Origin of the sequence: Streptomyces sp. NPDC020747 (genome assembly GCF_044334695.1) — a bacterium.
Lineage (GTDB): Bacteria > Actinomycetota > Actinomycetes > Streptomycetales > Streptomycetaceae > Streptomyces.
The window spans coordinates 98,615-124,304 of sequence record NZ_JBIRTJ010000003.1 but is presented as its reverse complement, the minus strand read 5'-3'; the positions used below and the strand labels follow the sequence as shown (position 1 = coordinate 124,304).

At 71.1% G+C, this 25,690-nt stretch carries 29 protein-coding genes, 1 tRNA gene and 1 pseudogene; 12 read left to right on the top strand and 19 right to left on the bottom strand.

The genetic code is table 11. From position 1 onward, the window contains the following. Positions 1 to 6: 6 nt before the first annotated feature. The 8 genes from ACH4YP_RS09700 to ACH4YP_RS09665 form a co-directional block, all read right to left on the bottom strand. The gene (locus ACH4YP_RS09700; protein ID WP_361053038.1) at positions 7 to 906 is read right to left on the bottom strand and encodes an RNA polymerase sigma factor SigF; all 900 of its coding nucleotides are present in this window, start codon (positions 904 to 906) and stop codon (positions 7 to 9) included. Positions 907 to 1,150: 244 nt separating this feature from the next. Then, positions 1,151 to 2,053: an RNA polymerase sigma factor SigF gene (locus ACH4YP_RS09695; RefSeq protein WP_361053040.1), complete on the bottom strand. Its 903-nt coding sequence runs from the start codon at positions 2,051 to 2,053 to the stop codon at positions 1,151 to 1,153. A gap of 193 nt (positions 2,054 to 2,246) precedes the next feature. Beyond that, the gene (locus tag ACH4YP_RS09690; RefSeq protein ID WP_398490148.1) at positions 2,247 to 2,540 is read right to left on the bottom strand and encodes a Dabb family protein; all 294 of its coding nucleotides are present in this window, start codon (positions 2,538 to 2,540) and stop codon (positions 2,247 to 2,249) included. An 8-nt stretch (positions 2,541 to 2,548) separates the two neighbouring features. Beyond that, on the bottom strand, positions 2,549 to 2,728 hold the full coding sequence (locus tag ACH4YP_RS09685) for a hypothetical protein (RefSeq protein WP_398490147.1): 180 nt from the start codon (positions 2,726 to 2,728) through the stop codon (positions 2,549 to 2,551). Positions 2,729 to 2,927: 199 nt separating this feature from the next. Continuing rightward, positions 2,928 to 3,012: transfer RNA gene (locus ACH4YP_RS09680), tRNA-Ser, on the bottom strand. Positions 3,013 to 3,093: 81 nt separating this feature from the next. After that, positions 3,094 to 3,525, bottom strand: a complete 432-nt coding sequence (gene tadA, locus ACH4YP_RS09675; RefSeq protein ID WP_359715573.1) for a tRNA adenosine(34) deaminase TadA — start codon at positions 3,523 to 3,525, stop codon at positions 3,094 to 3,096. A gap of 56 nt (positions 3,526 to 3,581) precedes the next feature. Further along, positions 3,582 to 4,127, bottom strand: coding sequence for a hypothetical protein (locus tag ACH4YP_RS09670; RefSeq protein WP_398490530.1), 546 nt, complete (start codon positions 4,125 to 4,127; stop codon positions 3,582 to 3,584). Between the two features lie 360 nt (positions 4,128 to 4,487). Next, positions 4,488 to 4,679, bottom strand: coding sequence for a hypothetical protein (locus ACH4YP_RS09665; RefSeq protein WP_055618270.1), 192 nt, complete (start codon positions 4,677 to 4,679; stop codon positions 4,488 to 4,490). Between the two features lie 143 nt (positions 4,680 to 4,822). Here ACH4YP_RS09665 and upp point away from each other — a divergent pair, with 143 nt between their 5' ends. After that, positions 4,823 to 5,458, top strand: a complete 636-nt coding sequence (gene upp / locus ACH4YP_RS09660) for a uracil phosphoribosyltransferase (protein WP_055618267.1) — start codon at positions 4,823 to 4,825, stop codon at positions 5,456 to 5,458. A 49-nt stretch (positions 5,459 to 5,507) separates the two neighbouring features. Here the strand turns inward: upp and ACH4YP_RS09655 are convergent, their stop codons facing one another. Both ACH4YP_RS09655 and ACH4YP_RS09650 read right to left on the bottom strand, forming a co-directional pair. After that, positions 5,508 to 6,161: a LytR C-terminal domain-containing protein gene (locus ACH4YP_RS09655; RefSeq protein ID WP_361053050.1), complete on the bottom strand. Its 654-nt coding sequence runs from the start codon at positions 6,159 to 6,161 to the stop codon at positions 5,508 to 5,510. A 214-nt stretch (positions 6,162 to 6,375) separates the two neighbouring features. After that, positions 6,376 to 6,672 (bottom strand): type II toxin-antitoxin system VapB family antitoxin, encoded by a 297-nt coding sequence (locus ACH4YP_RS09650; protein ID WP_003999914.1) that lies wholly within the window; start codon positions 6,670 to 6,672, stop codon positions 6,376 to 6,378. A gap of 173 nt (positions 6,673 to 6,845) precedes the next feature. Between ACH4YP_RS09650 and ACH4YP_RS09645 the strand changes: the two genes are divergently transcribed. Then, the gene (locus tag ACH4YP_RS09645) at positions 6,846 to 8,504 is read left to right on the top strand and encodes a helicase HerA-like domain-containing protein (RefSeq protein WP_398490144.1); all 1,659 of its coding nucleotides are present in this window, start codon (positions 6,846 to 6,848) and stop codon (positions 8,502 to 8,504) included. A gap of 73 nt (positions 8,505 to 8,577) precedes the next feature. Here ACH4YP_RS09645 and ACH4YP_RS09640 read toward each other — a convergent pair whose 3' ends face one another. From ACH4YP_RS09640 to ACH4YP_RS09620, 5 genes are all read right to left on the bottom strand, one after another. After that, the gene (locus tag ACH4YP_RS09640) at positions 8,578 to 8,733 is read right to left on the bottom strand and encodes a hypothetical protein (protein ID WP_361053056.1); all 156 of its coding nucleotides are present in this window, start codon (positions 8,731 to 8,733) and stop codon (positions 8,578 to 8,580) included. 52 nt (positions 8,734 to 8,785) lie between these two features. Continuing rightward, a complete protein-coding gene (locus tag ACH4YP_RS09635; protein ID WP_361053059.1) occupies positions 8,786 to 9,154 on the bottom strand; it encodes a hypothetical protein in 369 nt (122 codons plus the stop codon). Between the two features lie 238 nt (positions 9,155 to 9,392). Beyond that, complete coding sequence (locus ACH4YP_RS09630; RefSeq protein ID WP_398490142.1) at positions 9,393 to 10,091, bottom strand: HdeD family acid-resistance protein; 699 nt, start codon at positions 10,089 to 10,091, stop codon at positions 9,393 to 9,395. Between the two features lie 80 nt (positions 10,092 to 10,171). Beyond that, complete coding sequence (locus tag ACH4YP_RS09625; protein WP_361053064.1) at positions 10,172 to 10,774, bottom strand: HhH-GPD-type base excision DNA repair protein; 603 nt, start codon at positions 10,772 to 10,774, stop codon at positions 10,172 to 10,174. 24 nt (positions 10,775 to 10,798) lie between these two features. After that, positions 10,799 to 11,527 carry a siderophore-interacting protein gene (locus ACH4YP_RS09620; RefSeq protein ID WP_361053067.1) on the bottom strand — a complete coding sequence of 243 codons (729 nt, stop codon included), beginning with the start codon at positions 11,525 to 11,527 and terminating at the stop codon, positions 10,799 to 10,801. A 78-nt stretch (positions 11,528 to 11,605) separates the two neighbouring features. On the opposite strand from ACH4YP_RS09620, the gene ACH4YP_RS09615 reads away from it, so the two are divergent. From ACH4YP_RS09615 to ACH4YP_RS09595, 5 genes are all read left to right on the top strand, one after another. Then, positions 11,606 to 13,606 (top strand): penicillin acylase family protein, encoded by a 2,001-nt coding sequence (locus ACH4YP_RS09615; RefSeq protein ID WP_398490141.1) that lies wholly within the window; start codon positions 11,606 to 11,608, stop codon positions 13,604 to 13,606. Next, positions 13,588 to 14,214 carry a GNAT family N-acetyltransferase gene (locus ACH4YP_RS09610; RefSeq protein ID WP_398490140.1) on the top strand — a complete coding sequence of 209 codons (627 nt, stop codon included), beginning with the start codon at positions 13,588 to 13,590 and terminating at the stop codon, positions 14,212 to 14,214. Before ACH4YP_RS09615 ends, ACH4YP_RS09610 begins: the two co-directional genes overlap by 19 nt. A gap of 124 nt (positions 14,215 to 14,338) precedes the next feature. Beyond that, the gene (locus tag ACH4YP_RS09605; RefSeq protein WP_398490529.1) at positions 14,339 to 14,818 is read left to right on the top strand and encodes a cupin domain-containing protein; all 480 of its coding nucleotides are present in this window, start codon (positions 14,339 to 14,341) and stop codon (positions 14,816 to 14,818) included. Then, a complete protein-coding gene (locus ACH4YP_RS09600) occupies positions 14,815 to 15,687 on the top strand; it encodes an SDR family NAD(P)-dependent oxidoreductase (protein ID WP_361053076.1) in 873 nt (290 codons plus the stop codon). The genes ACH4YP_RS09605 and ACH4YP_RS09600 overlap by 4 nt, the downstream gene beginning before the upstream one ends. A gap of 178 nt (positions 15,688 to 15,865) precedes the next feature. Then, entirely contained in the window at positions 15,866 to 17,797 is a 1,932-nt protein-coding gene (locus tag ACH4YP_RS09595) for a copper resistance CopC/CopD family protein (protein WP_398490138.1), read from the top strand. A gap of 25 nt (positions 17,798 to 17,822) precedes the next feature. Here ACH4YP_RS09595 and ACH4YP_RS09590 read toward each other — a convergent pair whose 3' ends face one another. Next, positions 17,823 to 18,278: a MarR family winged helix-turn-helix transcriptional regulator gene (locus ACH4YP_RS09590; protein WP_361053081.1), complete on the bottom strand. Its 456-nt coding sequence runs from the start codon at positions 18,276 to 18,278 to the stop codon at positions 17,823 to 17,825. 81 nt (positions 18,279 to 18,359) lie between these two features. On the opposite strand from ACH4YP_RS09590, the gene ACH4YP_RS09585 reads away from it, so the two are divergent. Further along, the gene (locus tag ACH4YP_RS09585; protein ID WP_361053084.1) at positions 18,360 to 18,797 is read left to right on the top strand and encodes a PaaI family thioesterase; all 438 of its coding nucleotides are present in this window, start codon (positions 18,360 to 18,362) and stop codon (positions 18,795 to 18,797) included. Between the two features lie 22 nt (positions 18,798 to 18,819). Here the strand turns inward: ACH4YP_RS09585 and ACH4YP_RS09580 are convergent, their stop codons facing one another. Further along, on the bottom strand, positions 18,820 to 20,259 hold the full coding sequence (locus tag ACH4YP_RS09580) for a DUF2079 domain-containing protein (RefSeq protein ID WP_398490136.1): 1,440 nt from the start codon (positions 20,257 to 20,259) through the stop codon (positions 18,820 to 18,822). A gap of 574 nt (positions 20,260 to 20,833) precedes the next feature. Here ACH4YP_RS09580 and ACH4YP_RS09575 point away from each other — a divergent pair. From ACH4YP_RS09575 to ACH4YP_RS09560, 4 genes are all read left to right on the top strand, one after another. Then, positions 20,834 to 21,352, top strand: a complete 519-nt coding sequence (locus tag ACH4YP_RS09575; RefSeq protein WP_398490134.1) for a toxin-antitoxin system HicB family antitoxin — start codon at positions 20,834 to 20,836, stop codon at positions 21,350 to 21,352. Positions 21,353 to 21,456: 104 nt separating this feature from the next. Continuing rightward, positions 21,457 to 22,299 (top strand): DUF4097 family beta strand repeat-containing protein, encoded by an 843-nt coding sequence (locus tag ACH4YP_RS09570; RefSeq protein ID WP_361053093.1) that lies wholly within the window; start codon positions 21,457 to 21,459, stop codon positions 22,297 to 22,299. 99 nt (positions 22,300 to 22,398) lie between these two features. After that, a complete protein-coding gene (locus ACH4YP_RS09565) occupies positions 22,399 to 23,442 on the top strand; it encodes an ATP-binding cassette domain-containing protein (protein ID WP_398490132.1) in 1,044 nt (347 codons plus the stop codon). Then, entirely contained in the window at positions 23,439 to 24,233 is a 795-nt protein-coding gene (locus tag ACH4YP_RS09560) for an ABC transporter permease (protein WP_361053096.1), read from the top strand. The genes ACH4YP_RS09565 and ACH4YP_RS09560 overlap by 4 nt, the downstream gene beginning before the upstream one ends. Before the next feature lie 355 nt (positions 24,234 to 24,588). Here the strand turns inward: ACH4YP_RS09560 and ACH4YP_RS09555 are convergent, their stop codons facing one another. Both ACH4YP_RS09555 and ACH4YP_RS09550 read right to left on the bottom strand, forming a co-directional pair. Beyond that, positions 24,589 to 25,209, bottom strand: coding sequence for a disulfide bond formation protein DsbA (locus ACH4YP_RS09555; RefSeq protein WP_361053099.1), 621 nt, complete (start codon positions 25,207 to 25,209; stop codon positions 24,589 to 24,591). 112 nt (positions 25,210 to 25,321) lie between these two features. Then, positions 25,322 to 25,531, bottom strand: a pseudogene (locus ACH4YP_RS09550) (VapC toxin family PIN domain ribonuclease); the annotation flags it as partial. Positions 25,532 to 25,690: the final 159 nt, after the last annotated feature.

The following is a 25,690-nucleotide window of genomic DNA, read 5'->3' as shown; positions in this document are numbered from 1 at the left end:
CCGGTCTCAGTCGGAGATCAAACCTTCCCGCAGCTGGGACAGCGTCCGCGTGAGCAGTCGGGAGACGTGCATCTGTGAGATGCCGACCTCCTCGCCGATCTGCGACTGCGTCATGTTCGCGAAGAAGCGGAGCATGATGATCCGCCGCTCGCGGGGCGGGAGCTTGGCCAGCAGGGGCTTCAGGGACTCGCGGTACTCGACGCCCTCCAGCGCCGTGTCCTCGTAGCCGAGGCGGTCCGCGAGGGAACCCTCGCCGCCGTCGTCCTCGGGGGCCGGCGAGTCGAGCGACGACGCCGTGTACGCGTTGCCGACCGCGAGGCCGTCGACCACGTCCTCCTCGGACACGCCGAGGACGACGGCCAGTTCGGCGACGGTCGGCGAGCGGTCCAGCTTCTGGGAGAGGTCGTCACTGGCCTTGGTGAGGGCCAGCCGCAGCTCCTGGAGGCGGCGCGGCACCCGCACCGACCACGAGGTGTCCCGGAAGAACCGCTTGATCTCGCCCACGACCGTCGGCATCGCGAACGTCGGGAACTCGACCCCGCGTTCGCAGTCGAAGCGGTCGATCGCCTTGATCAGGCCGATGGTGCCGACCTGGACGATGTCCTCCATCGGCTCGTTGCGCGACCGGAAACGCGCGGCGGCGTAACGCACCAGCGGGAGGTTGAGCTCGATGAGCGTGTCCCGTACGTAGGCACGCTCGGGGCTGTTCTCGTCGAGTGCGGCGAGCCGCAGGAACAGGGAGCGGGACAGGGTGCGGGTGTCGATGACTTCCGGGGTCGGGGGAAAGGCCGGGGCTTCCACGGCCGGGACGGCCGGAACAACGGCAACGACACTCTGAAGCGCGTCGGGCGCGGGTTCGCTCTTCGTGAGCGTGAGCACCTTCGAGCTGCCCTGGTCTGCGGACATGCCACCCCCTTTGGGTCGCGGACGGTCGCGGCGGACGCTCCCGTCGAAGGAACGCAGCCTCCACCTGAATACCGGAGGTGGGGCTGCGGCAAACGCGTCACCGGAAGAATGTCACATGTCGGCAACACGCTGTAGTGACATGTCGACACCTGAAGGGTGAATAGGCCCTGGAAAAGGGGGGTCTGACGCTTTTTAGACGCAGAAACGTCGGGAAAAGCCCTTGAGAGCGATTCGCTCCTGAGGGTTACGCCTCGATCCTGTTTGCGGATCGCAGTCTGGCGAAGCTGCGGGCGAGAAGTCTTGACACATGCATCTGCGAGACGCCCAGTTCGGCGCTGATCTGTGACTGCGTCAGATTGCTGTAGTAGCGCAGGAGAAGGATCCGCTGCTCCCGCTCGGGGAGCTGGACGAGGAGGTGCCGTACGAGGTCGCGGTGTTCGACCCCGTCGAGCGCGGGGTCCTCGTAGCCGAGCCGGTCGAGGAGCCCGGGCAGCCCGTCGCCCTCCTGGGCGGCCTCCAGGGAGGTCGCGTGGTACGAGCGTCCGGCCTCGATGCAGGCCAGGACCTCGTCCTCGGTGATCCGCAGCCGTTCGGCGATCTCGCCGGTCGTGGGCGTGCGTCCGAAGGCCGTCGTGAGGTCCTCGGTCGCGCTGTTCACCTGGACCCACAGCTCGTGCAGCCGGCGCGGTACGTGGACCGTGCGGACGTTGTCGCGGAAGTACCGCTTGATCTCGCCGACCACCGTGGGCATCGCGAAGGTCGGGAACTGCACGCCCCGGTCGGGGTCGAAGCGGTCGATGGCGTTGATCAGGCCGATGGTGCCGACCTGGACGACGTCCTCCATGGGCTCGTTGCGCGACCGGAACCGGGCGGCGGCGTACCGCACCAGCGGGAGGTTCGCCTCGATCAGCGCGGCCCGCACCCGGCCGTGTTCGGGGCTGCCGGGCTCAAGGTTCTTGAGCTCGCCGAAGAGCAGCTGGGTCAGGGCCCGGGTGTCGGCGCCGCGGCGGCGCTGCGAGCCTTCCTCCGGGGTGTCGGGAAGGCGCTCCTGGGCTGGGGCCGAGGGTGGAGCCGGGGGCTCATGGGGCGGTGCTTGAGGCGCAGTACTGGCCGGCACGGTCAACTCCACCTCTGGGTCGGTCAACATCCGTCAACTCATCCGTCAAAAGCGGTCATAGCATCACAAGACATGTGCACTGTGTGCAAGCACCGCATAACTCCGTGTTGAGCGTCAGTTGGGGCCCGGGGAGGTTTCCCGGCGGGTTCCGAGCGGGGCCGGAGACGCGAAACGGCCCCCCCGCCGTTCAGGCGAGGGGCCGGGGGCGTGCGCCGGGCGCGCTTCAGAACTCGTAGTCGGCGATCACCCACGTGGCGAACTCCCGCCACAGTGCGACGCCCGCCTGGTGCGCGGGGTGCTCGATGTACCGCTTGAGCGCGTCCGTGTCCTCGACCGCCGAGTTGATCGCGAAGTCGTACGCGATGGGCCGGTCGGTGATGTTCCACTCGCACTCCCAGAACTTCAGTTCGGGGATCTGCCCGCCGAGAGCGCGGAAGGCGGCGACGCCCTCGACGACGCGCGGGTCGTCGTGCTCCACACCCTCGTTGAGCCTGAAGAGGACCAGATGGCGGATCACGGGGGCTCCTAGTTCTTGGCCCCGTCGGCGACCCACGTCATGAAGTCACCGACGGACTGAGCGGCGTTCGAAATGCCCTCAAACCCTATCTCGACGTACCCGGCGGCCTTCTTGGGGTCAGTGATGATCACGTACAGCACGAAGACCACGAGCACGTAGACGGCGATCTTCTTCGAATTCACCGCCATCGCGGCCTCCCCGTGTGCCTGCTGCCTGCTGTCTTGTCGGCTGCGTCTGTTGGGACCCCTGTTGCCGGCGGTGAGTGTAACCCGGGCAGTTGATATGACGATCTTTCAAGCAGTGCCGAGTTCGGACCGCACGCCGGAACGCGCCGGAACGTGCCGGAACGCACGAAGGGCCCCGTCTTTCGACGGGACCCTTCAGAAGCGGTAGCGGAGGGATTTGAACCCTCGGTGACTTGCGCCACACTCGCTTTCGAGGCGAGCTCCTTCGGCCGCTCGGACACGCTACCGAGAGAGATCCTAGCCCACGTTGGGCCGTGCTCCGAAATCGGTATTCGGCCGTCGGCGGGGCAGCCGCGACGGCGCCCGGATCAGCGGTCGCGGAAGAAGTCGGTGAGCAGCCGGGCGCACTCCTCGTCGAGTACGCCGGCGATCACTTCGGGCCGGTGGTTGAGCCGACGGTCGCGTACGACGTCCCAGAGGGAGCCGGCCGCGCCCGCCTTCTCGTCGCGGGCGCCGTAGACCACGCGGTCCACGCGGGACTGCACGATCGCGCCCGCGCACATCGTGCAGGGTTCGAGGGTCACGACGAGTGTGCACCCGGTGAGCCGCCACTCTCCGAGCTTCGCGGCGGCCCGGCGGATCGCGAGCACCTCGGCGTGGGCGGTCGGATCGCCGGTCGCCTCACGTTCGTTGTGGCCGGTGGCGAGGACCGTCGTGCCGTCCGGGGACAGCACGACGGCGCCGACGGGGACGTCCCCGCCCCGGACGGCCGACCCGGCCTCGTCCAGGGCGAGCCGCATCGCCGCCCGCCAGCGGTCGCGTACGGGATCCTGTTCGTTCTGAGCGCTCGGGGGAGTCAGCGGACGGTCTCCAGGACCTCCGCCGCGCCGAGCACCTCGGCGATCTCGCCGAGCGCGTCGGTGCTGTCCAGGGCCAGCAGCTCCTTCTCGTTCACGCCGAGGTCCGTGAGGACCTCGCGGTCTCCGATGGGTCCGGACGGCACGGCCTCACCCTTGGCGGTGGCGCCGACGTCGTCCTCGTCGTCGGCCTCGTCCTCGGGTTCACCGTCCTCCGTGCCGTCGAGGTCGAGGGAGTCCAGGTCGGCGACGTCGTCGTCCGGCTCCCTTCCGAGCAGTTCGTCCGTGAGCAGGATCTCGCCGTACGAGCTGCGGGCGGCGGCCGCGGCGTCCGAGACGTAGATGCGAGGGTCCTCCTCGCCGTCCACGCGGACGACTCCGAACCACGCGTCCTCCTGCTCGATGAAGACGAGCACCGTGTCGTCGTCGACCGAGGCTTCGCGGGCCAGGTCGGTCAGATCCGACAGGGTCTCCACATCGTCGAGCTCTGTGTCGCTCGCTTCCCACCCGTCTTCGGTGCGCGCGAGCAGTGCGGCGAAGTACACCGTGACTCTCCCACTGGTCATAGGCGTGCCGGTTGGGGGTCCCCCCGGCGGAGGCTGTGGGCGGGGAGCGCGTGTGCCGAGCCCCGCCCACTCGGAATCGTGGCAGAAACGGAGCGTTCAGGAGAGGTCTTCGGCTCGCTGTGTCCCGGTCGCGTCGCAGCGCCCGTTTCGCGTGTCGCGTACGTCACGCCGCCGTACGGCCTCACCTGGGCGCCCAGCACCCACCGACAGCGGGATCGTACGCCGACACGCCTCCGCCTCGTACGCGGCTTCCCGAGAGATCGCCGGGCGGGTCGCCGGGCGGGTCGCCGGGCGGACGGTCCCGGGGCGGGACCTGCGCGGGCGTGGCTGTCGGCGCGGCTACCAGCGGAAGGTGCGCATGCGCATGGCGTGGCGCAGCCGGGCCGTCTTCGCCCGCCGGGGCTGCACCCGGTCGCGCAGCTCGCGCGCCTCCGTGAGCTCCCGCAGGAACTGGGCGCGGCGCCTGCGTCGCGCGGCTTCGCTCACCGGGTCCTCGCGGTCCTCACGGCTCCGCTGCTCCGGGTCGGACATGGGCAACACCCCCAGTCGGTCCTTCCCACTTTCCCTCCGGCGGGCGGTTTGATGCCAGCCGGGGTTTAGAGGTGGGGCGAGGTGTCGGACGAGTCGGTGGCGGGCGAGGGGCGGGTGGCGGGAGCCCGGATACCCTTGTGGGCATGCGTCTCCACGTCGTCGACCACCCTCTGGTCGCTCACAAGCTCACCACGCTGCGCGACCGTCGCACCGATTCCCCGACCTTCCGGCGGCTCGCCGACGAGCTGGTCACCCTGCTCGCCTACGAGGCCACCCGGGACGTGCGCACCGAGCAGGTCGACATCGTGACCCCGGTGTCCCCGACCACGGGCGTCAAGCTGTCCCACCCGCGTCCCCTCGTCGTACCGATCCTGCGGGCCGGCCTCGGCATGCTCGACGGCATGGTGCGCCTGCTGCCGACCGCCGAGGTGGGCTTCCTGGGCATGGTTCGCGACGAGGAGACGCTCCAGGCGTCCACGTACGCGACCCGCATGCCGGACGACCTCTCCGGCCGCCAGGTGTACGTCCTCGATCCGATGCTCGCCACCGGCGGCACGCTCGTCGCGGCGATCCAGGAGCTCATGAAGCGCGGCGCCGACGACGTGACGGCCGTGGTCCTCCTCGCCGCCCCCGAGGGCGTCGAGGTCATGGAGCGCGAGCTGGCCGGCTCGCCCGTCACGGTCGTGACCGCGTCGGTCGACGAGCGCCTGAACGAGCACGGGTACATCGTCCCGGGCCTGGGCGACGCGGGCGACCGGATGTACGGCGCGGCCGAATAGCGAGCGGCGGGCCCGGCCCCTTCCGGAGCGCGGGTCCGTACGGGGCCCGCTAGCAGCTCTTCTTCGTCGCCGAGGACGTCGGTGCGGGCTTGGCCAACGTGGTCAGGGCGTTGTCGGCGTCCTCTTTCTTCGCCAGGGACTTGAAGGCCGTGCCGAGGATCAGGTCGACCTCGGCGGGCTTGGCGCGGGTGTCGGTCTTCAGCTCGGCGCCGGTGAGCTGCGTCGCGAGGACGGGGAGCGCGGCGTCCGAGGCCGCCTTGGCACCGAGGACTATCCCGGCGCCCTTGACCTTCTTGTCGTACGTCTTCGTCGCGTTGCCGACGTCGCCGATCTTGAAGCCGCGTTTCTTCAACTCGTCGGCGGTGTCCTTGGCGAGGCCGCCGCGGGGGGTGGCGTTGAAGACGTTCACGGTGATCTGGCCGGGCCTGGGGAGGGCTTTGACCGGGCTTGCGGAGGGCGAGGGTGAGGGCGTGGGGGATGCCGTGCAGTCGGCGGCCGGTCCTGCCGCGGAAGCCTCGTCGCCGCCGCCTGTGAAGACGTCGATGAGCTGCAGCGTTCCCCAGCCGATCAGTCCGAGCGCGGCGACGGACGCGACGACCGCGAGCGCGATTCTGCGCCGCCCCCGGTTTCTGCGCATCCGCGGGTACTTGTCCCCCGTGATCTTGTACTGGCCGCCCATGCCAGGGGGAGTCAGCATGCTCATGGGCGCAGCGTAGTGCGCCTGGGCGGCGATGCCTACTAGATGATCATTGACCGGGGGTCAGTCCAACCCGAAAGGGCCAATTCGCTCCGCCGGGGGGCGGTGCTTCGGGGTGCGGGCCGGCCGTGGCCGAGCGCGCCCACGCGGCGGAGCCGCATGTGTCACAGCCTCGCGCCCCTGACGGGGGCCCCTGCGGAACCGGGCTGCAGAGTCCCGCTCAGTCCAGTTCCAGGACTCGGGCGTGCAGGACCTGGCGCTGTTGGAGGGCGGCTCGGACGGCTCTGTGGAGGCCGTCTTCGAGGTAGAGATCGCCCTGCCACTTCACGACGTGCGCGAAGAGGTCGCCGTAGAACGTGGAGTCCTCGGCGAGCAGCGTTTCCAGGTCGAGCTGACCCTTGGTCGTCACCAACTGGTCGAGGCGGACCGGGCGTGGCGCGACGTCCGCCCACTGCCGGGTGCTTTCCCGGCCGTGGTCGGGGTACGGCCGGCCGTTTCCGATGCGCTTGAAGATCACACGGAAAGCCTACCGGTCAAGAGCTTCCGGGCGCAGCCATGGTGGCGGAGTGCGACGCTGGAAATGACGCCGTAAACAGGGGCAAACCGGTAATTCTCCTAGATCACCCTTTCAAGATCGGTTCGGATGCGGGCCGAGGTCAGCCTTGGGCAAACCGGGAACAGGGGTCTGAAATGACTGACAGTGAAGCGCCGCCGGCAAAGGCACCCGAAGGCGTGAGCGGCGCTCCCGCGCTTCCGCGGCCGGTCCTCGAAATCGCCTCCGGGTACGCCTTCACGGGCCCCGCGCTCGATCTGGGCGCCCTGCTGTGGGACGGGCGGTGCCTGCCGGACGTACAGATCCGGATCCCGCTGCCGATGCTCAACCGGCACGGGCTGGTCGCCGGGGCCACCGGTACGGGCAAGACGAAGACCCTGCAGCTCGTCGCGGAGCAGTTGTCCGCGCAGGGCGTGCCGGTGTTCCTCGCCGATGTGAAGGGTGACGTCTCCGGGATCTCGGCGCCGGGTCAGGAGAACGACAAGGTGCGGGCACGGGCCGGGGAGGTCCGCCAGGAGTGGACGCCGGCCGGGTTCCCCTGCGAGTTCTACGCCCTCGGGGGCATGGGCCACGGCATCCCCGTACGCGCGACCGTCACCAGCTTCGGGCCGGTCCTGCTGTCCAAGGTGCTCCAGCTCAACCAGACCCAGGAGCAGTCGCTCGGCCTGATCTTCCACTACGCCGACCAGAAGGGTTTGGAGCTGGTCGACCTGAAGGATCTGCGGGCCGTGGTGACCTTCCTGACCTCCGACGAGGGGAAGTCCGAGCTCAAGGGCATCGGCGGGCTCTCCACGGCCACGGCCGGGGTGATCCTGCGCTCGCTGACGGCGTTCGAGGCGCAGGGGATGAGCCCGTTCTTCGGGGAGCCGGAGTTCGACACGAGTGAGCTGTCGCGTGTGACGGGGGACGGGCGGGGCACGGTCTCCGTCCTGGAACTGCCCGCCGTGCAGGACAAACCGCAGCTCTTCTCCACGTTCCTGATGTGGCTGCTCGCCGACCTCTTCCACGATCTGCCGGAAGTCGGGGACGTGGACAAGCCCAAACTCGTCTTCTTCTTCGACGAGGCGCACCTGCTCTTCAACGACGCGTCGAAGGCATTCCTGGACGCCATCACCCAGACCGTCCGGCTGATTCGCTCGAAGGGGGTCGGCGTCTTCTTCGTCACACAGACGCCCAAGGACGTGCCCGGGGATGTCCTCGCCCAGCTCGGCAACCGGGTCCAGCACGCGCTGCGCGCCTTCACGCCCGACGACCAGAAGGCCCTCAAGGCAACCGTGAAGACCTTCCCCAACTCCCCGTACGACCTGGAGGAGGTCCTCACCGCGCTCGGCACCGGCGAGGCCGTGGTCACCGTCCTCAGCGAGAAGGGCGCGCCGACCCCGGTCGCGGCGACGCGGCTGCGGGCGCCGGAGTCCCTGATGGCTCCCGTCGAACCGGCCGCCCTCGACCGGGCGGTCAAGGAGTCGCCGCTGTACGGGCGTTACGCGGAGGCGGTCGACCGGGAGTCGGCGTACGAGAAGCTGACGGCGAGGGAGGCGGGGGCCGCGTCCGCACCGACCTCCGCACCGACCTCCTCGTCACCTTCGGCTCCTTCGGCTTCCAGCTCTTCCTCGGAGTCGGCGCCGGCTTCGTCGGGGGGCCGTGGCCGTGGGCGGAAGGGTGACGACCGGGACTCCTCCGTCGTCGAGCAGGTCGTCGGCAGCGGGGTCTTCAAGTCCCTGGCCCGCAGTCTGGGCACTCAGATCGGCCGTGAGATCACCCGGTCGATCTTCGGAACGGCCCGGCGCAGGCGGTAGTCGGCGCCGGGGCGTGGCCCGGTTCGGTTCGGCCCGGGGAGGCGGTACAGGTCCGCCTCCCCGGGCGGGCGGCTCAGCCGCGCTCGTGGTCCTTCGGCGGGGACTGCCGCTCCGGAGCGGGTTCCGGGGTGACCTGGTGCGTGTCACGCGTCGGCGTCGGCTTCGGGGCGTTGCGCAGGGATTCGGCGCGTACGAGGGCACGCAGGATCGCGTACGGGTCCTTCGACATGAGGGGTCCTCTCGTGCTGCTGGGGGGAGGTGAGTGGTCCGGAGCGGGACCGTCAGCAGCGGAGGACCATGCAGCGCTGGGCGCGCGGGGCGGGGGCGTACGACCGAGGTGCGGGGTGGGCGTGGGGCCTCGGGCGCGGGTGTGCGGGGGCGGGGGGTCGTGCGGGGCGCTGGGGTACGAGGGGGCGGTGGCCCTGGCGGGCCGGTGGGCGCAGGGCGGTGTCCAGGAGGTCGTGGGGGTGTTCCAGACCGGACTCGGTGGAGACGGCGGCCGGTGGTGCGGTGCGGGTTCCGGTGTGGCCGCCCACGGCGCTCACCGTGCACGTCGCGCACAGCAGGGCCGCGAGCGCCATGAGGAACCGTGGCCAGATGGGCCGACGGTTCCGGCGTCCGCGCCGCGGGGCGAACCGGTCGGGGCTCATGAGAGGTCATGTCCCCCGGACGGGTGGGTGGTTCATCGGCCGGGTCCCGAGATCCGCCCTCTTGGCGTAGGCGGGTGCCTGTGGCGGGCTGTTCTGTGCGGGTGCGGGTGGGTGGGGGCTGAGCGCGCGGTTCCCCGCGCCCCCAAAAGACAGAAGCCGGGGTGCGGCCCCGCTTCCAGGGGCGCGGGGCTGTGACAAGCCCCCACCGGGCCGCACCCGACCACAGCCCGGCCCCACCTCAAGGCGCCCGCGGAGCGAACCGCGCATGTCTGCGCAATTGCGCCGCCGTGATGGTCTCCGTGATGCCGAGGGCGAGGAGCCAGCAGCCGCCGACCACCGTGAGGACGGCGACCGACTCGAACGGGGAGACGATCAGGACGACGCCGGCGAGGAAGCTGAGGACGCCGAGGAGGATCTGCCAGCCGCGCGCGGGGACGGACGGGTCGGACACCGCGGCCAGGGTCTGTGTCACGCCCCGGAACAGCCACCCGATGCCGATCCACAGCGCGAGCAGCAGGATCGACTGCATCGCCCCGCGGAAGCAGAACAGGCCGAGCAGGATCGACAGGGCGCCGCTGATGAAGGCCATGACCCGCAGGGAGGTCGCCGCGTGCGTACCGAAGGCGGAGACCAGTTGGAGTACGCCGCTGAAGAGCAGGTAGAGCCCGAACAGCACTCCCGCCGCGAACAGCGTCGCCTCGGGCCACACCAGGATCATGACGCCGAGCGCCAGCGTCGCGATCCCGGCGGCCAGCACGGCCTGCCAGGCGTTGCGCGTGAGGAGGAAGAGAGGATGCTCAGGGCCTCCGGGTCCTCCGGGGCCACCGAGCCCTCCGAGCCCGCCGGGCCTCTCCGGCCGGTGCGGGTCGCGGGCCGCGTGGACCCGCCGGTCGTCGTTGTCCGACCCCCAGGGCGCTCCGCTCGGTACCTCGGCCATGCTCCATGCTCGGACCGGCGTCCGGCACCCCGCCACCCGGGACGGCCGACCGACTGACCGCTCCTACGAGCCGGAGGCCCTTACTTGCCGGAGGCCTTCGGCGCCTTCTCCGCTCTCGCCGCCGCCTTCATCTCCTGCTTGTGCGCCCGTACCTTCACCAGCGACTCCGGCCCCGTGATGTCGGCGACCGAGCGGAAGGACTTGTCCTCCCCGTACGCGCCGGCCGCCTCGCGCCAGCCCTTCGGGCGTACGCCGAGCTGTTTGCCCAGCAGGGCGAGGAAGATCTGCGCCTTCTGGGCGCCGAAGCCGGGCAGTTCCTTGAGACGGCGGAGGAGTTCCTCGCCGGTCTTCACGCCCTCCCAGACCTTCGCCGCGTCCCCTTCGTAGTGCTCCACGAGGTACTGGCACAGCTGCTGGACCCGCTTCGCCATCGAGCCCGGGTAGCGGTGCACGGCCGGCTTCTCGGACAGCAGCGCCGCGAAGGCCTCGGGGTCGTGCGCCGCGATCTCGTGCGCGTCGAGATCGTCCGTACCGAGGCGTTGCGCGATCGTGTACGGGCCCGCGAAGGCCCACTCCATCGGAACCTGCTGGTCGAGGAGCATGCCGACGAGCGCGGCGAGCGGGCTGCGGCCGAGCAGTTCGTCGGCCTCGGGCTGCTGGGCTAGGTGAAGCGTGGCGTCCATGCTCCGATCATCGCGCGTGGCCGCTCAGGCCGCGCGCCAGTACCCCAGCGCGTTCACCCGCTGTTTCGGCAGCGCCAGCTCCTTGCGGAAGTAGGCGGCCAGCGCCCGCGTCGTCGCCGTGTCGCAGGCGATCCAGACGTACGGGTCGGCCGCGTCCTTCAGAAGTTCCGGCACGGCCTCCTTCACCTGGGCGACCAGGTGCGCGCCCTGGTCGAGCCGGGGGACCGTACGGACGTCGTGGCGGTCGGGGTCCGCCTGGAGCGGCAGGCCGTCCAGGCCCTCCGCCGACTCGAACCAGATCGTCGTGGGCGCCGAACCCACCGCCCCGAGGAGGGAGTTGAGCGCGGGGAGGGAGGCCGTGTCCCCGATCGCCAGCACGTGGGAGGGCGCCGGGTCCGGGTCCGTGAACCCCGTGCCCTGGACCGTCGCCTCGATCGTGTCCCCGGGCTTCGCGGCCCGCGCCCACTCGCTCGCGCACCCCTCGTGCAGCGCGAACTCCAGGCCGAACGTCCCCGCGGCCGGATCGGGGTCCACGAGTGTGTACGCCCGCTGGTGCGGCTTGCCCGCGTTGTCGAACCACAGCCGCACCCACATCGTCGGGTGCACCCCGGTCGCCGCGAGCATGCCGCCGTCGGTGAGACGCACCCGGCGGTAGTGCTCGGTGACGTCCTCCGCACCCGTGACCGTGAACACGAAGTCCTTGCCCCGGAACAGTTTGAGGACCGCGCCCTCCCAGCCGTGACCCTGCCCCATGACTTCTTCACCCCTCGCGTACGATTCCGGCGCACCTTACTTAGGTGAGCCTAACCTAATTAACATGGGAGATGCAGGGTGACCGTCGAGATCTACCGCGATGCCTGGGGTGTCCCACATCTGCGCGCGGGCGACGCGCGTGAACTCGCCCACGCCCAGGGTCTGGCCACCGCCCACGACCGCGCCTGGCAGCTGGAGGTCGAGCGGCACCGGGCGCGCGGCACCTCGGCCGCGTTCCTCGGCGCGGACGCCCTCGCCTGGGACCGGTTCGCGAGACAGGCCCGGCTCGACGACACGGCGAGACGCTGCTTCACCACACTGGAGAGACGGGACCCCGAGACGGCCGCCTGGGTCCGGGCGTACGTCGACGGGGTCAACCAGGGCCTGCCCGAAGGCGCCCGCCGCGCCCCCGAGTTCACGGCCGTCGGCCTCGCCCCCGGCCACTGGGAGCCCTGGACCCCGCTCGGCGTCTGGCTCGCCACGCACGTCCTGTTCGCCGGGTTCCCGGCCAAGCTGTGGCGCGAGGAGGTCGTACGCCACCTCGGTCCGGACGCGGTCGCGCTCTTCGCCACCGACGGGCCCGGCACCTCCGGCAGCAACGGCTGGCTCGTCACCGGCGAGCGCACCGCCACCGGCGGGCCGGTCATCGCCGGCGACCCCCACCGCTACATCGAGGCCCCCGGCGTCTACCAGCAGATCCGCCTGTCCTGCCCGGAGTTCGACGTCGTCGGCCTCGCCGTACCGGGCGTCCCGGGCATCGCCCACTTCGGCCACACGGGCACGGTCGCCTGGGCGATCACCAACGCGATGGCCGACTACCAGGACCTGTACCGCGAACGGCTCCGCCGGACCGGAGACGGAGGCCGCGTTGGAGATGGTGTCGGAGACGGCGGCCGGGTGGAGGCCCTCGGCCCGGACGGGATCTGGCACCCGCCCCGCGTCAGCGAGGACCTCGGCTTCTCCTCTCTCCTCCCCCTCCTCCGTGCCCGCCGGGTCGCCGATGTGGACCGCGCGTTCGACGACTGGGCCGAGCCCGTCAACGTCGTCCAGGCCGCCGACACCGAGGGCGGCCTGCTGCACCGGGTCGCGGGCCGGGTCCCGGTCCGGAGCGAGGACAACCGCACGCGGATCGTCAACGCCTGGGAGCCCGGCCACGAGTGGCGCGGCTGGTACGCCCCCATGCCGCGCGGCACGGTCGACGACGGCATCGCGGTGATGGCGAACCAGCGCGGCCCGGCGACCCCGCTCGGCGTCGAGTTCGCCCCGCCCCACCGGGCCACCCGGCTGCGCGCACTCCTCGGCACCCGGCGGGACTGGTCCGCCGCCGACATGGCCGCCCTCCACATGGACACCCATCTCGCCTCCGCGGCCCCGCTGTTGGACCACCTCGCCGCCCTCGACGACCTCACCCCCGAGGCCGCCGCCCTGCGCGACCGGCTCCTTCACTGGGACCGCCGGATGACCGCCGACAGCACAGGGGCGGCTACCTACGCGGCGGTCCGGGGCGCGGTCGTACGCCGCCTCGCGGCCCACCCCGCCCTGGCCGGCCTCACCGAACCCCCGCTCCACCCCGAGGTCTTCCGCCCCTGGCTCGCTCTCGTCCCGCGTGTGGCCTTCGCCCTCGAAAGCCTGCTCAGGGCCGAGGAGTTGTACGGGATCGACCGCGCCGAGGCCGTCAGGGCGGCCGTGGAGGAGGTGGCCGGAGACCCGCCGAAGGGCACGTGGGGGGACACCCACCGCCTCGCTCCCTGGCGGGCGCTGCCGGACCCCTCGTACGACGAGGACGACGAGGACGACGAACGGGAGCCCGGGCTCTCCGGCGACCACGACTGCGTGCTGTGCACCTCCGCCGTGCCGGGGCTCACCGACCGGGCCGCTCGCGGTCCCGCCGCCCGCTATGTGTGGGATGTCGCGCGGCGCGAGAACAGCCTCTGGGTGGTGCCGTTCGGTGCCTCGGGCGTCCCGGACTCACCGCACCACCGCGATCAACTCCCCTTGTGGGTCAGGGGAGATCTCGTCCCCGTCGTGACCGACTGGACCGAGCTCATGGAGGACAGGACATGGAGGACAGAACGATGACGTCCGAGCCGTACGCCGAGAGCCGGGAGGCCGTCCACGTGCAGGTCGTCGACGGTCTCGGCACGGTCCGCGTGCTGCGCGTGGACCCGGACGCCGACCTGGACGTGCTCCACGCCTGGGTGACGGCCGAGCGTGCCCGCTTCTGGGGCATGGGCGGCTTCGCCAGGGAGCAGGTGCTGGAGACGTACCGGCATCTCGACTCCCTCGACTCCCACCACGCCTACCTGGCCGTCCTGGACGGCCGCCCGGCCGCGCTCTTCCAGACGTACGAGCCCGCGGCCGACCGGGTCGGCGAGTGCTACGAGGTGGAGCCGGGCGACATCGGCGTTCATCTGCTGATCGGGCCCGCGGGCGAGGGCGACGAACGGCCGGAGTACAGCTCGGCGCTGCTGACCGCGTTCACCGTGTACGTGCTGGGCGTCCTCGACCGGCGCCGGGTCGTGGTCGAACCCGATCCCCGCAACGAGAAGGCGATCGCCCGGCTGACCCGCCAGGGCTTCGTACTCGGTCCACCGGTCGTGCTCCCGGAGATCGACCTGCCGGAGGTGCACCTGCCCGCGAAGAAGGCCCAACTGGCGTTCCTGACAAGGGAAGCAGCGGGCTATTAGGGGCGAGGCGGGCGACGAGCGTCTCGGTGCGGTGCTCGGCGGGGCGTCCGGTGTTCCGCGCGTCGGGATCCGGTTGGTGGATCGGCAACTCCCTTTGGGGCATGGTCGACAGGTGGTCCATGACATCACTCCCGAAGCCCTGGTCGCCCACTACAAGCTGGAGCCCATCCCCAAGGAGGGCGGTCTCTTCCGCCGTACCTGGGCGGGTCCCGAACGGCCCGACGGCCGCCCCGAGGGGTCCGCGATAGTGGTCCTCCTGACCGCGGAACCCGGTGACTTCTCCGCACTCCACCGGCTCCCCGCCGACGAGACCTGGCACTTCTACCTGGGGGATCCGCTGGAGATGCTGCTCCTGTCCCCCGACGGCACGTCCCGTACGGTCCTGCTCGGCTCCGACGTCCTCGGCGGCCAGCACCTCCAGTACACCGTGCCCGCACGCACCTGGATGGGCGCGCGGGTCGCCGCCGGCACCGGCTGGTCGTTCTTCGGGTGCACGATGGCGCCCGGTTTCACCTACGAGGGGTACGAGCACGGGGACGCGGCGGAACTCACCGCCCGCCACCCGGACCGGGCCGCGCTGATCGCCGCGCTGAGCCGCCCGTGAGCGGCCCGGACGACGGACACGGCGGCGCACGCGGCAGCGGACACCTCAGCGGGCTTCTCGACGGGCAGGTCGCCCTCGTCACCGGGGCGTCGGGCGGTATCGGCCGGGGCATCGCGCTGCGGTTCGCCGCGGCGGGGGCGGCCGTGGCCGTCCACTTCCGTACGAACGAGGAGGCCGCCCGTGAAGTCGTCGGCCTCATCGAGGACTCGGGCGGACACGCGGTCGCCCTGCGCGCCGATCTGACCGTCGAGGACGAGTGCCACCGCCTGGTGCGCGAGGCCGTCGACCGGTGCGGCCCGCTGACGGCCCTGGTCAACAACGCGGGCGTACAGCCGGTCCAGCAGCTGCCCGGGATGACGGCGGGGGACTGGCGGGCGGTGGTCGACGCCAACCTGTCGAGCGTGTTCGCGTGCACGCAGGCGGCGGTGAAGGCGATGCGCGACGGGAGGGAGCAGGCCGATCCGAGTGACCCGAGTGACCCGGGCGGCCGGCGGGGCTCGTCCGGTGGGCCTGTGGGCAGCATCACGCACATCGCGTCCATCGAGGCCACACACCCCGCCCCTCTCCACGCCCACTACTGCGCGTCCAAGGCGGCCGTCGTCGCGCACGCGCGCTCCGCGGCCCTGGAGTACGGTCCCTACGGAATCCGCGTGAACACCGTCTCTCCGGGGCTGATCGACCGCGCGGGCCTCGCTCAGGCGTGGCCCGACGGCGTACGGCGTTGGCAACAGGCGGTCCCCACCGGGAGGCTGGGGCGTCCCGAGGACGTGGGCGACGCCTGTGTCTTCCTCGCCTCGCCGATGGCCTCCTGGATCACCGGGCACGACCTGGTCGTGGACGGCGGGGTGTCGGCGCGGCCGACGTGGTGAACAAGGTGTCGCGTACATCCGTACTCCCACCGAGGCCGAGGCCGAGGCCGCGGCCGCAGACACAGCGGTAGCTGGACGTGCGGTGCGAGCGGGACGAGCAGGACGAGTGGGACGAGCGGTAGGGAGAGGCGACGTGGGCCGAGTGCGCCGCATACACCGAGTGCTACGGCTACTACGGGTGTCGGCGCCACGCCGGGCAGCGGCCCTCGTCGTGCTGCTGGGCACGCTGTTCCTGCTGGGCGGCGCGGGCCCGGTGTCCGCCCACTCGGCCGTGCGCGAGACGACCCCCGGCGAGGGAACCGTCCTCAAGTCCGCGCCGAAGCAGGTCACCATGACCTTCACCGAGGCGGTCGGCATCACCGACGACTCGCTGCGCGTCCTCAGCCCCGAGAACCGCCGGGTCAACGCGGGCGACACCGAGCACGAGTCCGGCCGGTCCAACACCGTCCGCGTGCCGCTCGGCGACGGCCTGGCCGACGGCACGTACACCGTGGCCTGGCGGGTGGTCTCGGCGGACAGCCACCCCATCTCCGGCGCCTTCACCTTCTCCATCGGCAAACCGTCCGAGACCACGGCGTCCGTCTCCGCCGAGCCGGCCGTGAACCCCGCCTCGGGCGCGCTCTACGACATCGCCCGCTACGCCGCGTACGCCGCCGTCGCCCTGCTCATCGGCGCGGTCACCTTCGTCCTGGCCTGCCGCCCGCCCTCCGCCGAGCCCCTGCGCGGACTCGTCCGGGCCGGCTGGTGGGTCCTCGTCGCCTCCACGGCCGCGCTCCTCCTGATACGCGGCCCGTACGAGCGCGGCACCGGCCCCTCCACCCTCCTGGACCCCGAACTCATCGAGAACACCCTGACCAGCAGGCCGGGCTGGGCCCTGCTGGCCCGCCTCGCGCTGCTGGCCGGGGCGGCGGTCTTCCTCGTACGGCTCGGCCGGGGCGCAGCGGCGGAATCGGAGGGCCCGGAGCAGGAACAGATGCGGCCGAAGCCGGTCGTGCTCGCGGTCGGCGGGCTTCTCGCCGTCGGTCTGGCGGTCACGTGGGCCGCCGCCGAGCACGCCTCCGCCGGGATCCAGGTCCCCCTGGCGATGACCTCCTCCGTACTGCACCTGCTGGCGATGGCGGTCTGGCTGGGCGGCCTCGCGGCGCTCCTCACCACGCTCCACCGCTCGGAGGCGCTGCTCCCGGCGGCCTCCGTGACCGTTTTCTCGCGCCTGGCGTTCGCCTCGGTCGGCGTGCTCGTGCTGACCGGCGTCTACCAGTCCTGGCGGGGGCTCGGCTCGTGGGACGCGATGTTCGACACGTCGTACGGGCAGATCCTGGTCGCCAAGGTGTGCGCGGTGGTCCTGCTGCTCGCGGCGGCGGGTTTCTCGCGCCGCTGGACTGGCCGGCTGACGGACACGGAGGAACCGTTGAGGGTGCCGGTCCTTGAGACGGTGGGGGCGCGCGCGGGCGGCGGTGCGGCCGAGGGGGCGGCCGGGGCTGTGGCCGGGGGTGCGGACTCCGGCCCCGGGGCCGACAGCTCGGGCCGGGACACGGGGGAGTCCTCGTCGGCGGCCACCGGAGACGGGTCCGAAGAGGCGCCCGAAAACGAGTCCGAGCCGACCTCTTTGCCCAGCGCCCGCCGCGGTGCCCTGCGCCGCTCGGTCCTGGCCGAGGTCGTCGTGGGTGTGGTCGTGCTGGTCATCACGACGGTTCTCACCGGTACGCAGCCGGGGCGCGCCGAGATCGAGACGGCGGCGGCCGAGAAGACCGCGGTGGCCGATCAGCGGACCGCGTCGACCACGCTGATCCCGTTCGACGTCGGCACCCCGGGCGGCCACGGGAAGGTCCAGATCATCCTGGAACCGGGCCGCGTCGGCGAGAACACGGTCGAGGCCGTCGTCATCGGCCCCGACGGAGGCATCGCCACGGTCCCCGAGATCCGCCTCTCCTTCACCCTCGCGTCCCAGAAGATCGGCCCCATCGACGCCGGCCTCACCGACAAGGGCGGCTACTGGGGCACCTCGTCCCTCAACCTCCCCATCCCGGGCACCTGGACGATGAAGGTCACCATCCGCACGTCGGACATCGACCAGGTGTCGGAGACCCGCCGGGTGAAGATCCTCCGCTGACACCCGTCCGGCAGGGCGGCACCGGTCAGGACTCCCAGCGCGCGAGTCGGCGGAGGGCCGCGGAGGTACGTACGAACTCGTCCTCGCCGAGCAGGGCCCGCACCTCGCCGTTGAACCGGTCGATCTCGGGCTGGGCAGCGCGCAGCGCGTCGGCCCCCTCGGACGTCAACTCCAGTGTCACTGCCCGGTGTTCGCGCGGGTGCGCCTGCTTGGTGACGAGACCGGCCGTGGTGAGCCGGGTGACGAGCGCGGTGACGGCGGACTCGCGCAGCCCCAGAGTGCGGGCCAACTCCCGCTGAGTGATGCCGGGTTGCTCGCGCACGGCGAACAGCGCGCCGAGCTGCGCCGTGGTGACCCCGGCGGCGGCCAGACAGCGCCGGTCCGCGGTCGTACGCAACTGGTGGGCCGCTCGCTGGAGATGGAAGAAGAGGCGCTGGTCGGGCTCGGGGGTGTCCCCGGGGTCGGGGCCGGTCTCGGACATGGGGCGATCTTGACAGATCAGGCGGGTGCGCGGGATTCTCACTTCACTAGTGAAGTGACGTGAAGTGAAGTGGGGTGCGGTGTGAGTGACATCCCGGATCTGGCGGCTGCCCAGAAGGTGCTGGCGGCCCAGCCCTTCAGCAACCTGGTCGGTGCCCGTCTGGTGTCCTTCGGGGACGGCGAGGCGACGCTTGAGCTGGACGTCCGCGACGACCTGCGCCAGCAGTACGGCTTCCTGCACGGCGGGGTGCTCGGTTACGCCGCCGACAACGCGCTGACCTTCGCCGCGGGCGCCGCCACCCACTCCCGGCTGATCACCGCCGGCTTCACCATCGACTATCTGCGCCCGGCCGAGGGCGTACTGCTGCGGGCCCACGCACGGGTCGTCCGGGCCGGCCGCACCCGCGTCGTCTGCCGTTGCGACCTGTCCACCGTGGACGACGAGGGCACCGAGAGCCTGTGCGCCGTGGCGCAGGGCACGATCGCGGTGCTGGGCTCCTCGGAGGAACCGGGGGAGTAGGAACAGCCGGGGGAAGGCACGATCACGGGTCGAGCTTGAGGACGACGTATCCCTCGACGGTGCCGACGAGCGAGTAACTGGCGTCGGGGTGGAGCCGGAGCGCGCGTGCCTCGATGTCGCGGATCCGGTCGTCGGGGTTGTGCAGGGCGATGTAGTCGGGGGTGATGCCGCGGGTGTCGCCCACCCACAGGACTCGGCAGCGTGAGGTGAGGCGGCTGCTGGGGCGGATGTCGGCCTCGACGGTCGCGCCGTCCGGGATCCGGTCCAGAAGGCGCTCGGCCGCGGTGACGCGCGCCGGCTTGCGGTAGGCGGCGGGCTCGGTCAGCACGGACAGCGGGAGCGTGGTCGTGAGCGCGAGCGCGGCCGCGGCGAGGGCCGTCGGCAGCTGGTGCGCGTACGAACGCAGCCAGGGCCGCGGGCTGTACCGGGCACCGGCGAGGGCGTCGACGAGGGCGAGTGCCAGGACGGGCATCAGGACCGCGCTGTAGTGCCAGTCGGTCCCCCAGTAGTGGTCGTCGGAGGAGAGGAACCGCCACCCGAGCGTGGGCAGCGCGACGACGGACAGCGGGGAGCGCAGCGCCAGCAGCCCGGTGGTCGGCACCAACAGCCAGGCGAGGGTGCGGAGTTTGGTGTCCGTACCGTCGAGGAAGGTCGGGCCGCCGTCGACCTTGGTCCAGTAGTCGTACCCGCCGGTCGTGTTGAAGGCCGGGATGACGACGACGAGTACGACCAGGGTGGCGGCGATGCCCAGGGCCGCCACGGCGAGGGCGTACAGGACCGTGCGCCGGGAGTCGCGGCGGCACCGCAGGGCGACGACGAGGGCGATGGCCGCCACCGTCACCCCGAGGTCCTCCTTGACCAGCACGAGCGGCAGCGCCCACAGCAGCGCCGCGCGCCACCGCCGGGCCAGGATCGCCTCCAGGCTGAAGGCGATCAGGGGCACGGCGAAGCAGATCTCGTGGAAGTCGAAGTCGACGGCACGCTGGATGCCCCACGACAGGCCGTACGCGACGCCGATCGCCAGCCCGCGCGGACGCCCCAGCAGTCCGGCCGCCGCACGGGTCACCGGTACGGCCGACAGTGCGAACAGCGCGGCCTGTGCGACGAGCAGGGTGACCGGGGAGGGGAAGACCCGGTAGACGGGGGCGAGGAGAGCGGTGACCGGGCTGAAGTGGTCGCCCAGGGCATTGGTCCCGGGCCCCTTCAGATCGACGACGGGCGCCTGGAGGTGCGCGTACGCGCGAACGGCCTGCTCGAAGATGCCGAGGTCCCAGGAACGGGTGGCCAGGTGCCGGTAGCGGGCGAGGGAGAGAGCCGCGTAGGCGGTGAAGAGGGCGACCGCGAGGAGATACGGGTCGTACCGGCCGGCCGGGCCGGTTCGGCGGGGGCGCCGGTCACGCGGAGGGAGCGCGACCGGCCCGGGTATCGCGGACCCGGGCGAGGCCCGCGTGGGTACCGGCACTTGCTCCCGCGTCTGCGCCGGTATTCGTATCGGTGGGCGTGTCGGTGGGTGTGTCGGTGACGTCTGCGCGGCCCGGGCGTCCTGTGGCGGGCCGGGTAGAGCCTTGGTCACGGGCGGTCCTTGGGACAGGAAGCAGGAGAAGAGGAGAACAGGATCGGGGACAGGGACAGGGACAGGGACAGGGACAGGGACAGGGGCAGGGGCAGGGGCAGGGACAGGGATGGGAACGGAGATCTGAGCATGACACGACCCTTGATCCGCATGCGATGGATGTCCGTTTTCTCGCAGTTCAGGGGCTGTGGAGGGGCACATGGCGTCGGGTGGCACGGCTTGGCGCCGGGCGGCGTTGGTGGCGTTGGCGGCATGGGTGGCGCAAGGCGGCGCCGAGTGGTGCCATCTGGTGCCTCCCTGTGCCATTCTCCGCCCCCCGACGCGCAAGGCTGCACATGGCACCACAATCGCCCAGTCAGGTGCCAGTGCGTTTCTGCAGTTCAGAGCGGTTTCGTCGACGATCAGCGCTGTGATGTCACCTTGCGGCTTGCGTGTGGCGCCATTGTGGTGCCATCATGGCGTCATGGACCTCACCCCGTATGTCGACAGCCTCCGCCGCGAACTTGCGGTGGCCGCCGAAGCCGGCGGCGACGAAGCCCGCGAGCTGGCGGAGAGGCTGACGGCTCCGCTGGAGTCGGCGACCCGGCTGGTCATGCTCAACGTGCTCTCCGCCGCGACGGACGAGATCACCCGTGAACTCGCCCCCGGCTCGGTCGACGTACGGCTGCGCGGACTCGACCCCGACTTCGTGGTGACACCGCCGCCCACCGACGGCGGCGCCTCCGTGGAGCCGGCCGAGCCCGTCGAACCGTTCAGGGCCCCGGCCCCGGCCGACGGTGACGAGAGCGGCACCGCCCGCGTCAACCTGCGTATGCCGGCTCACCTCAAGGCCCGGGCCGAGGAGGCCGCGACCCGCGAGGGCCTGTCGGTCAACGCGTGGCTGGTGCGCGCCGTGTCGGCGGCGGTCGACGGCGGCGCCCGGCCACGTACGACGGAGAGGACCCAGACCACCGGCCAGAGCATCACGGGCTGGGTGCGCTAGCCGCGCCCGCGCCACTTCACCCGTACCACTTCACCCGTACCACTCCACCTACACCACGTCCCACCAGCGGGGACGGCCCAAGGACTCACGAGGACGGGACAGCCATGCCTTCTTTCGAAACTCCCGAACCGATCTCGGTCACGGCGCACGTGGGAGCCGGTTCCATCCACTTCACCGCGGGCGACCGCCTCGACACGGTCGTCGAGGTGCGTCCCGCCACCCCCAAGAGGGACAAGGACGTGCGGGCCGCCGAGCAGACCGAGGTCACGTACGCCGGCGGTGTCCTGACGATCAGGACGAAGGAGCGCTACCTCATCGGGCCCTCCGGCGCCGTCGACGTGACGGTCGGCCTGCCGGCAGGCTCGCGCGTCGACATCACCGGCTCCTGGGTCCAGGCGTTCGGCGAAGGCCGGCTCGGTGAGCTCCACATGAAGACCTCGACCGGCGACGCCCGTTTCGGCGAGACCGGCCCACTGCAGCTGACCGTGTCGCACGGCACGATCACCGTGGACCGGGTCGAGGGCAGGGCCGAGATCACCAGCAGCAGCGGCAACGTGCGCGTCGGCACCGTCGACGGCCCCGCCGTCCTGAAGAACTCGCACGGCACCACGACCGTCGGTACCGTGACCGGCGAGCTGCGGATGAGCGGTGCCAACGGCGCCATCGACGTCGCGCGCGCCGAGGCGTCGGTCACCGGCACCGCGACCAACGGCTCACTTCGCGTCGCCGAAGTCGTCCGCGGCACCGTCCAGTTGGAGACCTCCAACGGCGCCATCGAGGTCGGCATCCGCGAGGGCACCGCCGCCTGGCTCGACGTCAGCTCCAACCGCGGGCACGTACGCAACACGCTCGCCACGTCGGAGGCCCCGGAGCAGACCGAGGAGACGGTCAAGGTCCGCGCACGGTCCAACTGGGGAAACATCGACGTCCTCCGCGCCAGGACCTGAGCGCTCTCGCATCGCGTCTCCTCTCCTCTCCTCTCTCCTCGCCCCAGCCTCACCTCTTCCGATCCCTCAGCCCCTTCGGCCTTCTAACAGGAGGGCTCCATGCCTTCATCTGTCATGCCCACGTCCAATCGACGGGACGGTCATCCGTCGCCGCCCGCCGTCTCCACCGTCGGTCTGCGCAAGTCGTACGGCGACAAGACCGTCCTCGACGGCATCGATCTGCGCATCCCGGCCGGATCCGTGTTCGCCCTGCTCGGCCCGAACGGCGCCGGCAAGACCACCGCCGTGAAAATCCTCTCCACCCTCATCTCCGCCGACGGCGGGCAGGCCCAGGTTGCGGGCCACGACGTCACCACGTCACCGGACGGGGTGCGGGCGGCGATCGGCGTCACCGGCCAGTTCTCCGCCGTGGACGGCCTGATCACCGGCGAGGAGAACATGCTCCTCATGGCGGACCTGCACCACCTCTCCAAGCAGGAGGGCCGCCGGGTCACCGCCGAACTCCTGGCACGCTTCGACCTGGTGGACGCGGCGAAGAAGCCGGCCTCCACCTACTCCGGCGGCATGAAACGCCGCCTGGACATCGCCATGACCCTGGTCGGCAACCCGCGGATCATCTTCCTCGACGAACCCACCACCGGCCTCGACCCGCGCTCCCGCCACAACATGTGGGGCATCATCCGGGAGCTGGTCACGGGCGGGGTGACGGTCTTCCTCACCACCCAGTACCTGGAAGAGGCCGACGAACTCGCCGACCGCATCGCCGTGTTGAACGACGGCCAGATCGCCGCCGAAGGCACCGCCGAGGAGCTGAAACGCCTGATCCCCGGCGGGCATGTGCGGTTGAGGTTCTCCGACCCGGGTGCGTACCAGACGGCCGCCCTCGCCCTGCGCGAGGCGACCCGCGACGACGAGGCCCTGTCGCTGCAGATCCCCAGCGACGGCAGCCAACGCGAACTCCGCTCGATCCTCGACTGGCTGGACGCGGCCGGCATCGAGGCCGACGAACTGACCGTGCACACCCCTGACCTGGACGACGTGTTCTTCGCCCTGACCGGCAGCACCAAGGTGCCCAGCCAGCCCAGCCAACCCGCCGCGCAGCCCGCCGCCCAGCTCACTCAGCCCAAGGAGGACGTCCGATGAGCTCCCTCGCCCTCGCCGTACGCGACTCGTCCACGATGCTGCGCCGCAACCTCCTGCACGTGCGGCGCTACCCGTCCCTCACCCTGAACCTGCTGCTCACGCCAGTCGTGCTGCTACTGCTGTTCGTCTACATCTTCGGCGACGTGATGAGCGCGGGCATCGGTGGCGACGGCGGTCCGGACCGGTCGGCATACGTCGCGTATCTCGTGCCGGGCCTGCTGCTGATGACCATCGGCGGCACCACGATCGGCACCGCGGTGTCCGTCTCCATGGATATGACGGAGGGCATCATCGCCCGCTTCCGCACGATGGCGATCCACCGCCCGTCCGTGCTCATCGGACACGTCGTCGGCAGCGTGCTGCAGTGCATGATGAGCGTGCTCCTCGTCGGCGCCGTCGCGGTGGCCATCGGCTTCCGGTCCACGGACGCGACCGTCGTAGAGTGGCTGGCGGCGTTCGGACTGCTCGTGCTCTTCGCCCTGGCACTCACCTGGATCGCGGTCGGCATGGGCCTGATCAGCCCGAACCCAGAGGCGGCCAGCAACAATGCCATGCCGTTGATCTTCCTGCCGTTCATCTCCAGCGCGTTCGTCCCGGTCGACGCGATGCCGGGCTGGTTCCAGCCGATCGCCGAGTACCAGCCCTTCACACCGGCCATCGAAACCCTGCGGGGCCTGCTGCTCGGCACCGAGATCGGCCACAACGGCTGGCTCGCCCTCGCCTGGTGCGTGGGGCTCGCGGTGCTCGGCTACTTCTGGTCGACCGCGAAGTTCAACAGCGACCCGAAATAACCGCCGTACGACAGCGGGGGAGGCCCCTCCCGCGACAGTCAAAGGTGAGGCTGTCAGCCCACGAAGGACAGGATCTTGGTGATCTGGTCCTTCGTGGTCCTTCGTTGAGTGCTGCTGTCCGGGCCGAAGTACCCCGATCCCTTCCCTACGAGTGGGCCGTGGCCTGTGCGGTGACTCGGGCGACAACTCAAACGCTACGGATCCGACGGCCCTGGGTCGTCACCCCACAGGGGTCACTCACGCGTAGCTCTCCAGAGGGACGACGCTTACGCCCCGGCGGCCAAGGGCCGGATGACCGGGGAGGCTCGTGGTCGGCGTCGGCCTTGGGACGCGAGCTCCCGCCGGACGCGCCGTGTCAGCCGCCCATGTCGTACCGGGGCTCTTCGGTACGGGTCCGCTTGACCTCGTAGAAGCCGGGAACGGTGGCCAGCAGCAGAAAGCCGTCCCACAACCGTCCGGCGGTCTCTCCGGTGGGCGCGGGGGAGACGACCGGGCCGAAGAAGCCGACCCGTTCGCCACCGGGCCCGGCGACCGACAGCACCGGGGTGCCGATGTCGTCGCCGGCGAGGGCGACGGCCCGCGCGTGCGAGGAGCGGATCGCGTCGTCGTACGCGGTGGACTCGGCGACCTCGGCGATCCCCTCCGGCAGTCCGGCATCAGCAAGCGCCGCCGACAGGTTCCCCCAGCCGCCCCGGAGATGGAATCGGGTGCCCATCGCAGTGAAGAGATCACCGAGCGCCTGCTGACCGAACCGCTCCTCCACGGCGGCACACACCCGCACCGGAGCCCACATGTAGTCCCCCCACTCGCCCTCGGGGTTGTCGTCCCGGTGCTCGTTGAGCACCGACAGACTCATCACCCGCCAGCGCACGGTCACCGGCCGCACCTTGGTGACCTCCACCACCCACCGCGAGGAGATCCATGTGTACGGGCACACGGGGTCGAACCAGAAGTCGACAACCAATTGCTCGGTCATCCGATCCCTCCTGAGACGGGACAACGACGAAGGGCACAACGTCGGGTGGGGCTTCTGAACGATGATGCACGGCAGTGAACGCAAGCAGAACTGCCCAACCACCGCCGGCCTGCTTGCCGTGCTCCGGGCCGTACCACTGGAGGGCTTGCCCGGTCACCGCGGCGATGCACTCGAAGTCGCGGTCGCGATGGAGCAGGGTGAGCCCCTGCAGCTCAGCGGTCGCGGCGACGGCCAGATCGACTGCTCCGGCGGCGCTTCGGTGTTTCCCCTGCTTGGTGAGGGCTTCCTGGACCTGCCCGGCGCGATCGTAGGCACGGTCGTCCGCCGTGGCCCGCAGCCGGGGTGATAGCCAGAGCGCGACGCCGGCCCTCATTCGCCGCGGGCGTGGCAGCGATCCGGTCGCTGTCCTTCGTGCTGGTGTCGCGCGGAGTGGGAACGGGAGCGGTGGCCCGCCGAGATCAGGCCTTTCGAGGCGTGCCGT

What these genes read in the sequence shown, in the direction of transcription:
- ACH4YP_RS09560 (WP_361053096.1), top strand. Translation starts at nt 23,439, where the DNA reads ATGAGCTCCCTCGCCCTCGCCGTACGCGACTCGTCCACGATGCTGCGC.
- upp (WP_055618267.1), top strand. Translation starts at nt 4,823, where the DNA reads ATGCGTCTCCACGTCGTCGACCACCCTCTGGTCGCTCACAAGCTCACC.
- ACH4YP_RS09655 (WP_361053050.1), bottom strand. Translation starts at nt 6,161, where the DNA reads ATGAGCATGCTGACTCCCCCTGGCATGGGCGGCCAGTACAAGATCACG.
- ACH4YP_RS09640 (WP_361053056.1), bottom strand. Translation starts at nt 8,733, where the DNA reads ATGTCGAAGGACCCGTACGCGATCCTGCGTGCCCTCGTACGCGCCGAA.
- ACH4YP_RS09635 (WP_361053059.1), bottom strand. Translation starts at nt 9,154, where the DNA reads ATGAGCCCCGACCGGTTCGCCCCGCGGCGCGGACGCCGGAACCGTCGG.
- ACH4YP_RS09630 (WP_398490142.1), bottom strand. Translation starts at nt 10,091, where the DNA reads ATGGCCGAGGTACCGAGCGGAGCGCCCTGGGGGTCGGACAACGACGAC.
- ACH4YP_RS09645 (WP_398490144.1), top strand. Translation starts at nt 6,846, where the DNA reads ATGACTGACAGTGAAGCGCCGCCGGCAAAGGCACCCGAAGGCGTGAGC.
- tadA (WP_359715573.1), bottom strand. Translation starts at nt 3,525, where the DNA reads ATGCGGCTCGCCCTGGACGAGGCCGGGTCGGCCGTCCGGGGCGGGGAC.
- ACH4YP_RS09625 (WP_361053064.1), bottom strand. Translation starts at nt 10,774, where the DNA reads ATGGACGCCACGCTTCACCTAGCCCAGCAGCCCGAGGCCGACGAACTG.
- ACH4YP_RS09700 (WP_361053038.1), bottom strand. Translation starts at nt 906, where the DNA reads ATGTCCGCAGACCAGGGCAGCTCGAAGGTGCTCACGCTCACGAAGAGC.
- ACH4YP_RS09620 (WP_361053067.1), bottom strand. Translation starts at nt 11,527, where the DNA reads ATGGGGCAGGGTCACGGCTGGGAGGGCGCGGTCCTCAAACTGTTCCGG.
- ACH4YP_RS09685 (WP_398490147.1), bottom strand. Translation starts at nt 2,728, where the DNA reads ATGGCGGTGAATTCGAAGAAGATCGCCGTCTACGTGCTCGTGGTCTTC.
- ACH4YP_RS09565 (WP_398490132.1), top strand. Translation starts at nt 22,399, where the DNA reads ATGCCTTCATCTGTCATGCCCACGTCCAATCGACGGGACGGTCATCCG.
- ACH4YP_RS09570 (WP_361053093.1), top strand. Translation starts at nt 21,457, where the DNA reads ATGCCTTCTTTCGAAACTCCCGAACCGATCTCGGTCACGGCGCACGTG.
- ACH4YP_RS09590 (WP_361053081.1), bottom strand. Translation starts at nt 18,278, where the DNA reads ATGTCCGAGACCGGCCCCGACCCCGGGGACACCCCCGAGCCCGACCAG.
- ACH4YP_RS09555 (WP_361053099.1), bottom strand. Translation starts at nt 25,209, where the DNA reads ATGACCGAGCAATTGGTTGTCGACTTCTGGTTCGACCCCGTGTGCCCG.
- ACH4YP_RS09695 (WP_361053040.1), bottom strand. Translation starts at nt 2,053, where the DNA reads ATGTTGACCGACCCAGAGGTGGAGTTGACCGTGCCGGCCAGTACTGCG.
- ACH4YP_RS09610 (WP_398490140.1), top strand. Translation starts at nt 13,588, where the DNA reads ATGGAGGACAGAACGATGACGTCCGAGCCGTACGCCGAGAGCCGGGAG.
- ACH4YP_RS09575 (WP_398490134.1), top strand. Translation starts at nt 20,834, where the DNA reads ATGGACCTCACCCCGTATGTCGACAGCCTCCGCCGCGAACTTGCGGTG.
- ACH4YP_RS09665 (WP_055618270.1), bottom strand. Translation starts at nt 4,679, where the DNA reads ATGTCCGACCCGGAGCAGCGGAGCCGTGAGGACCGCGAGGACCCGGTG.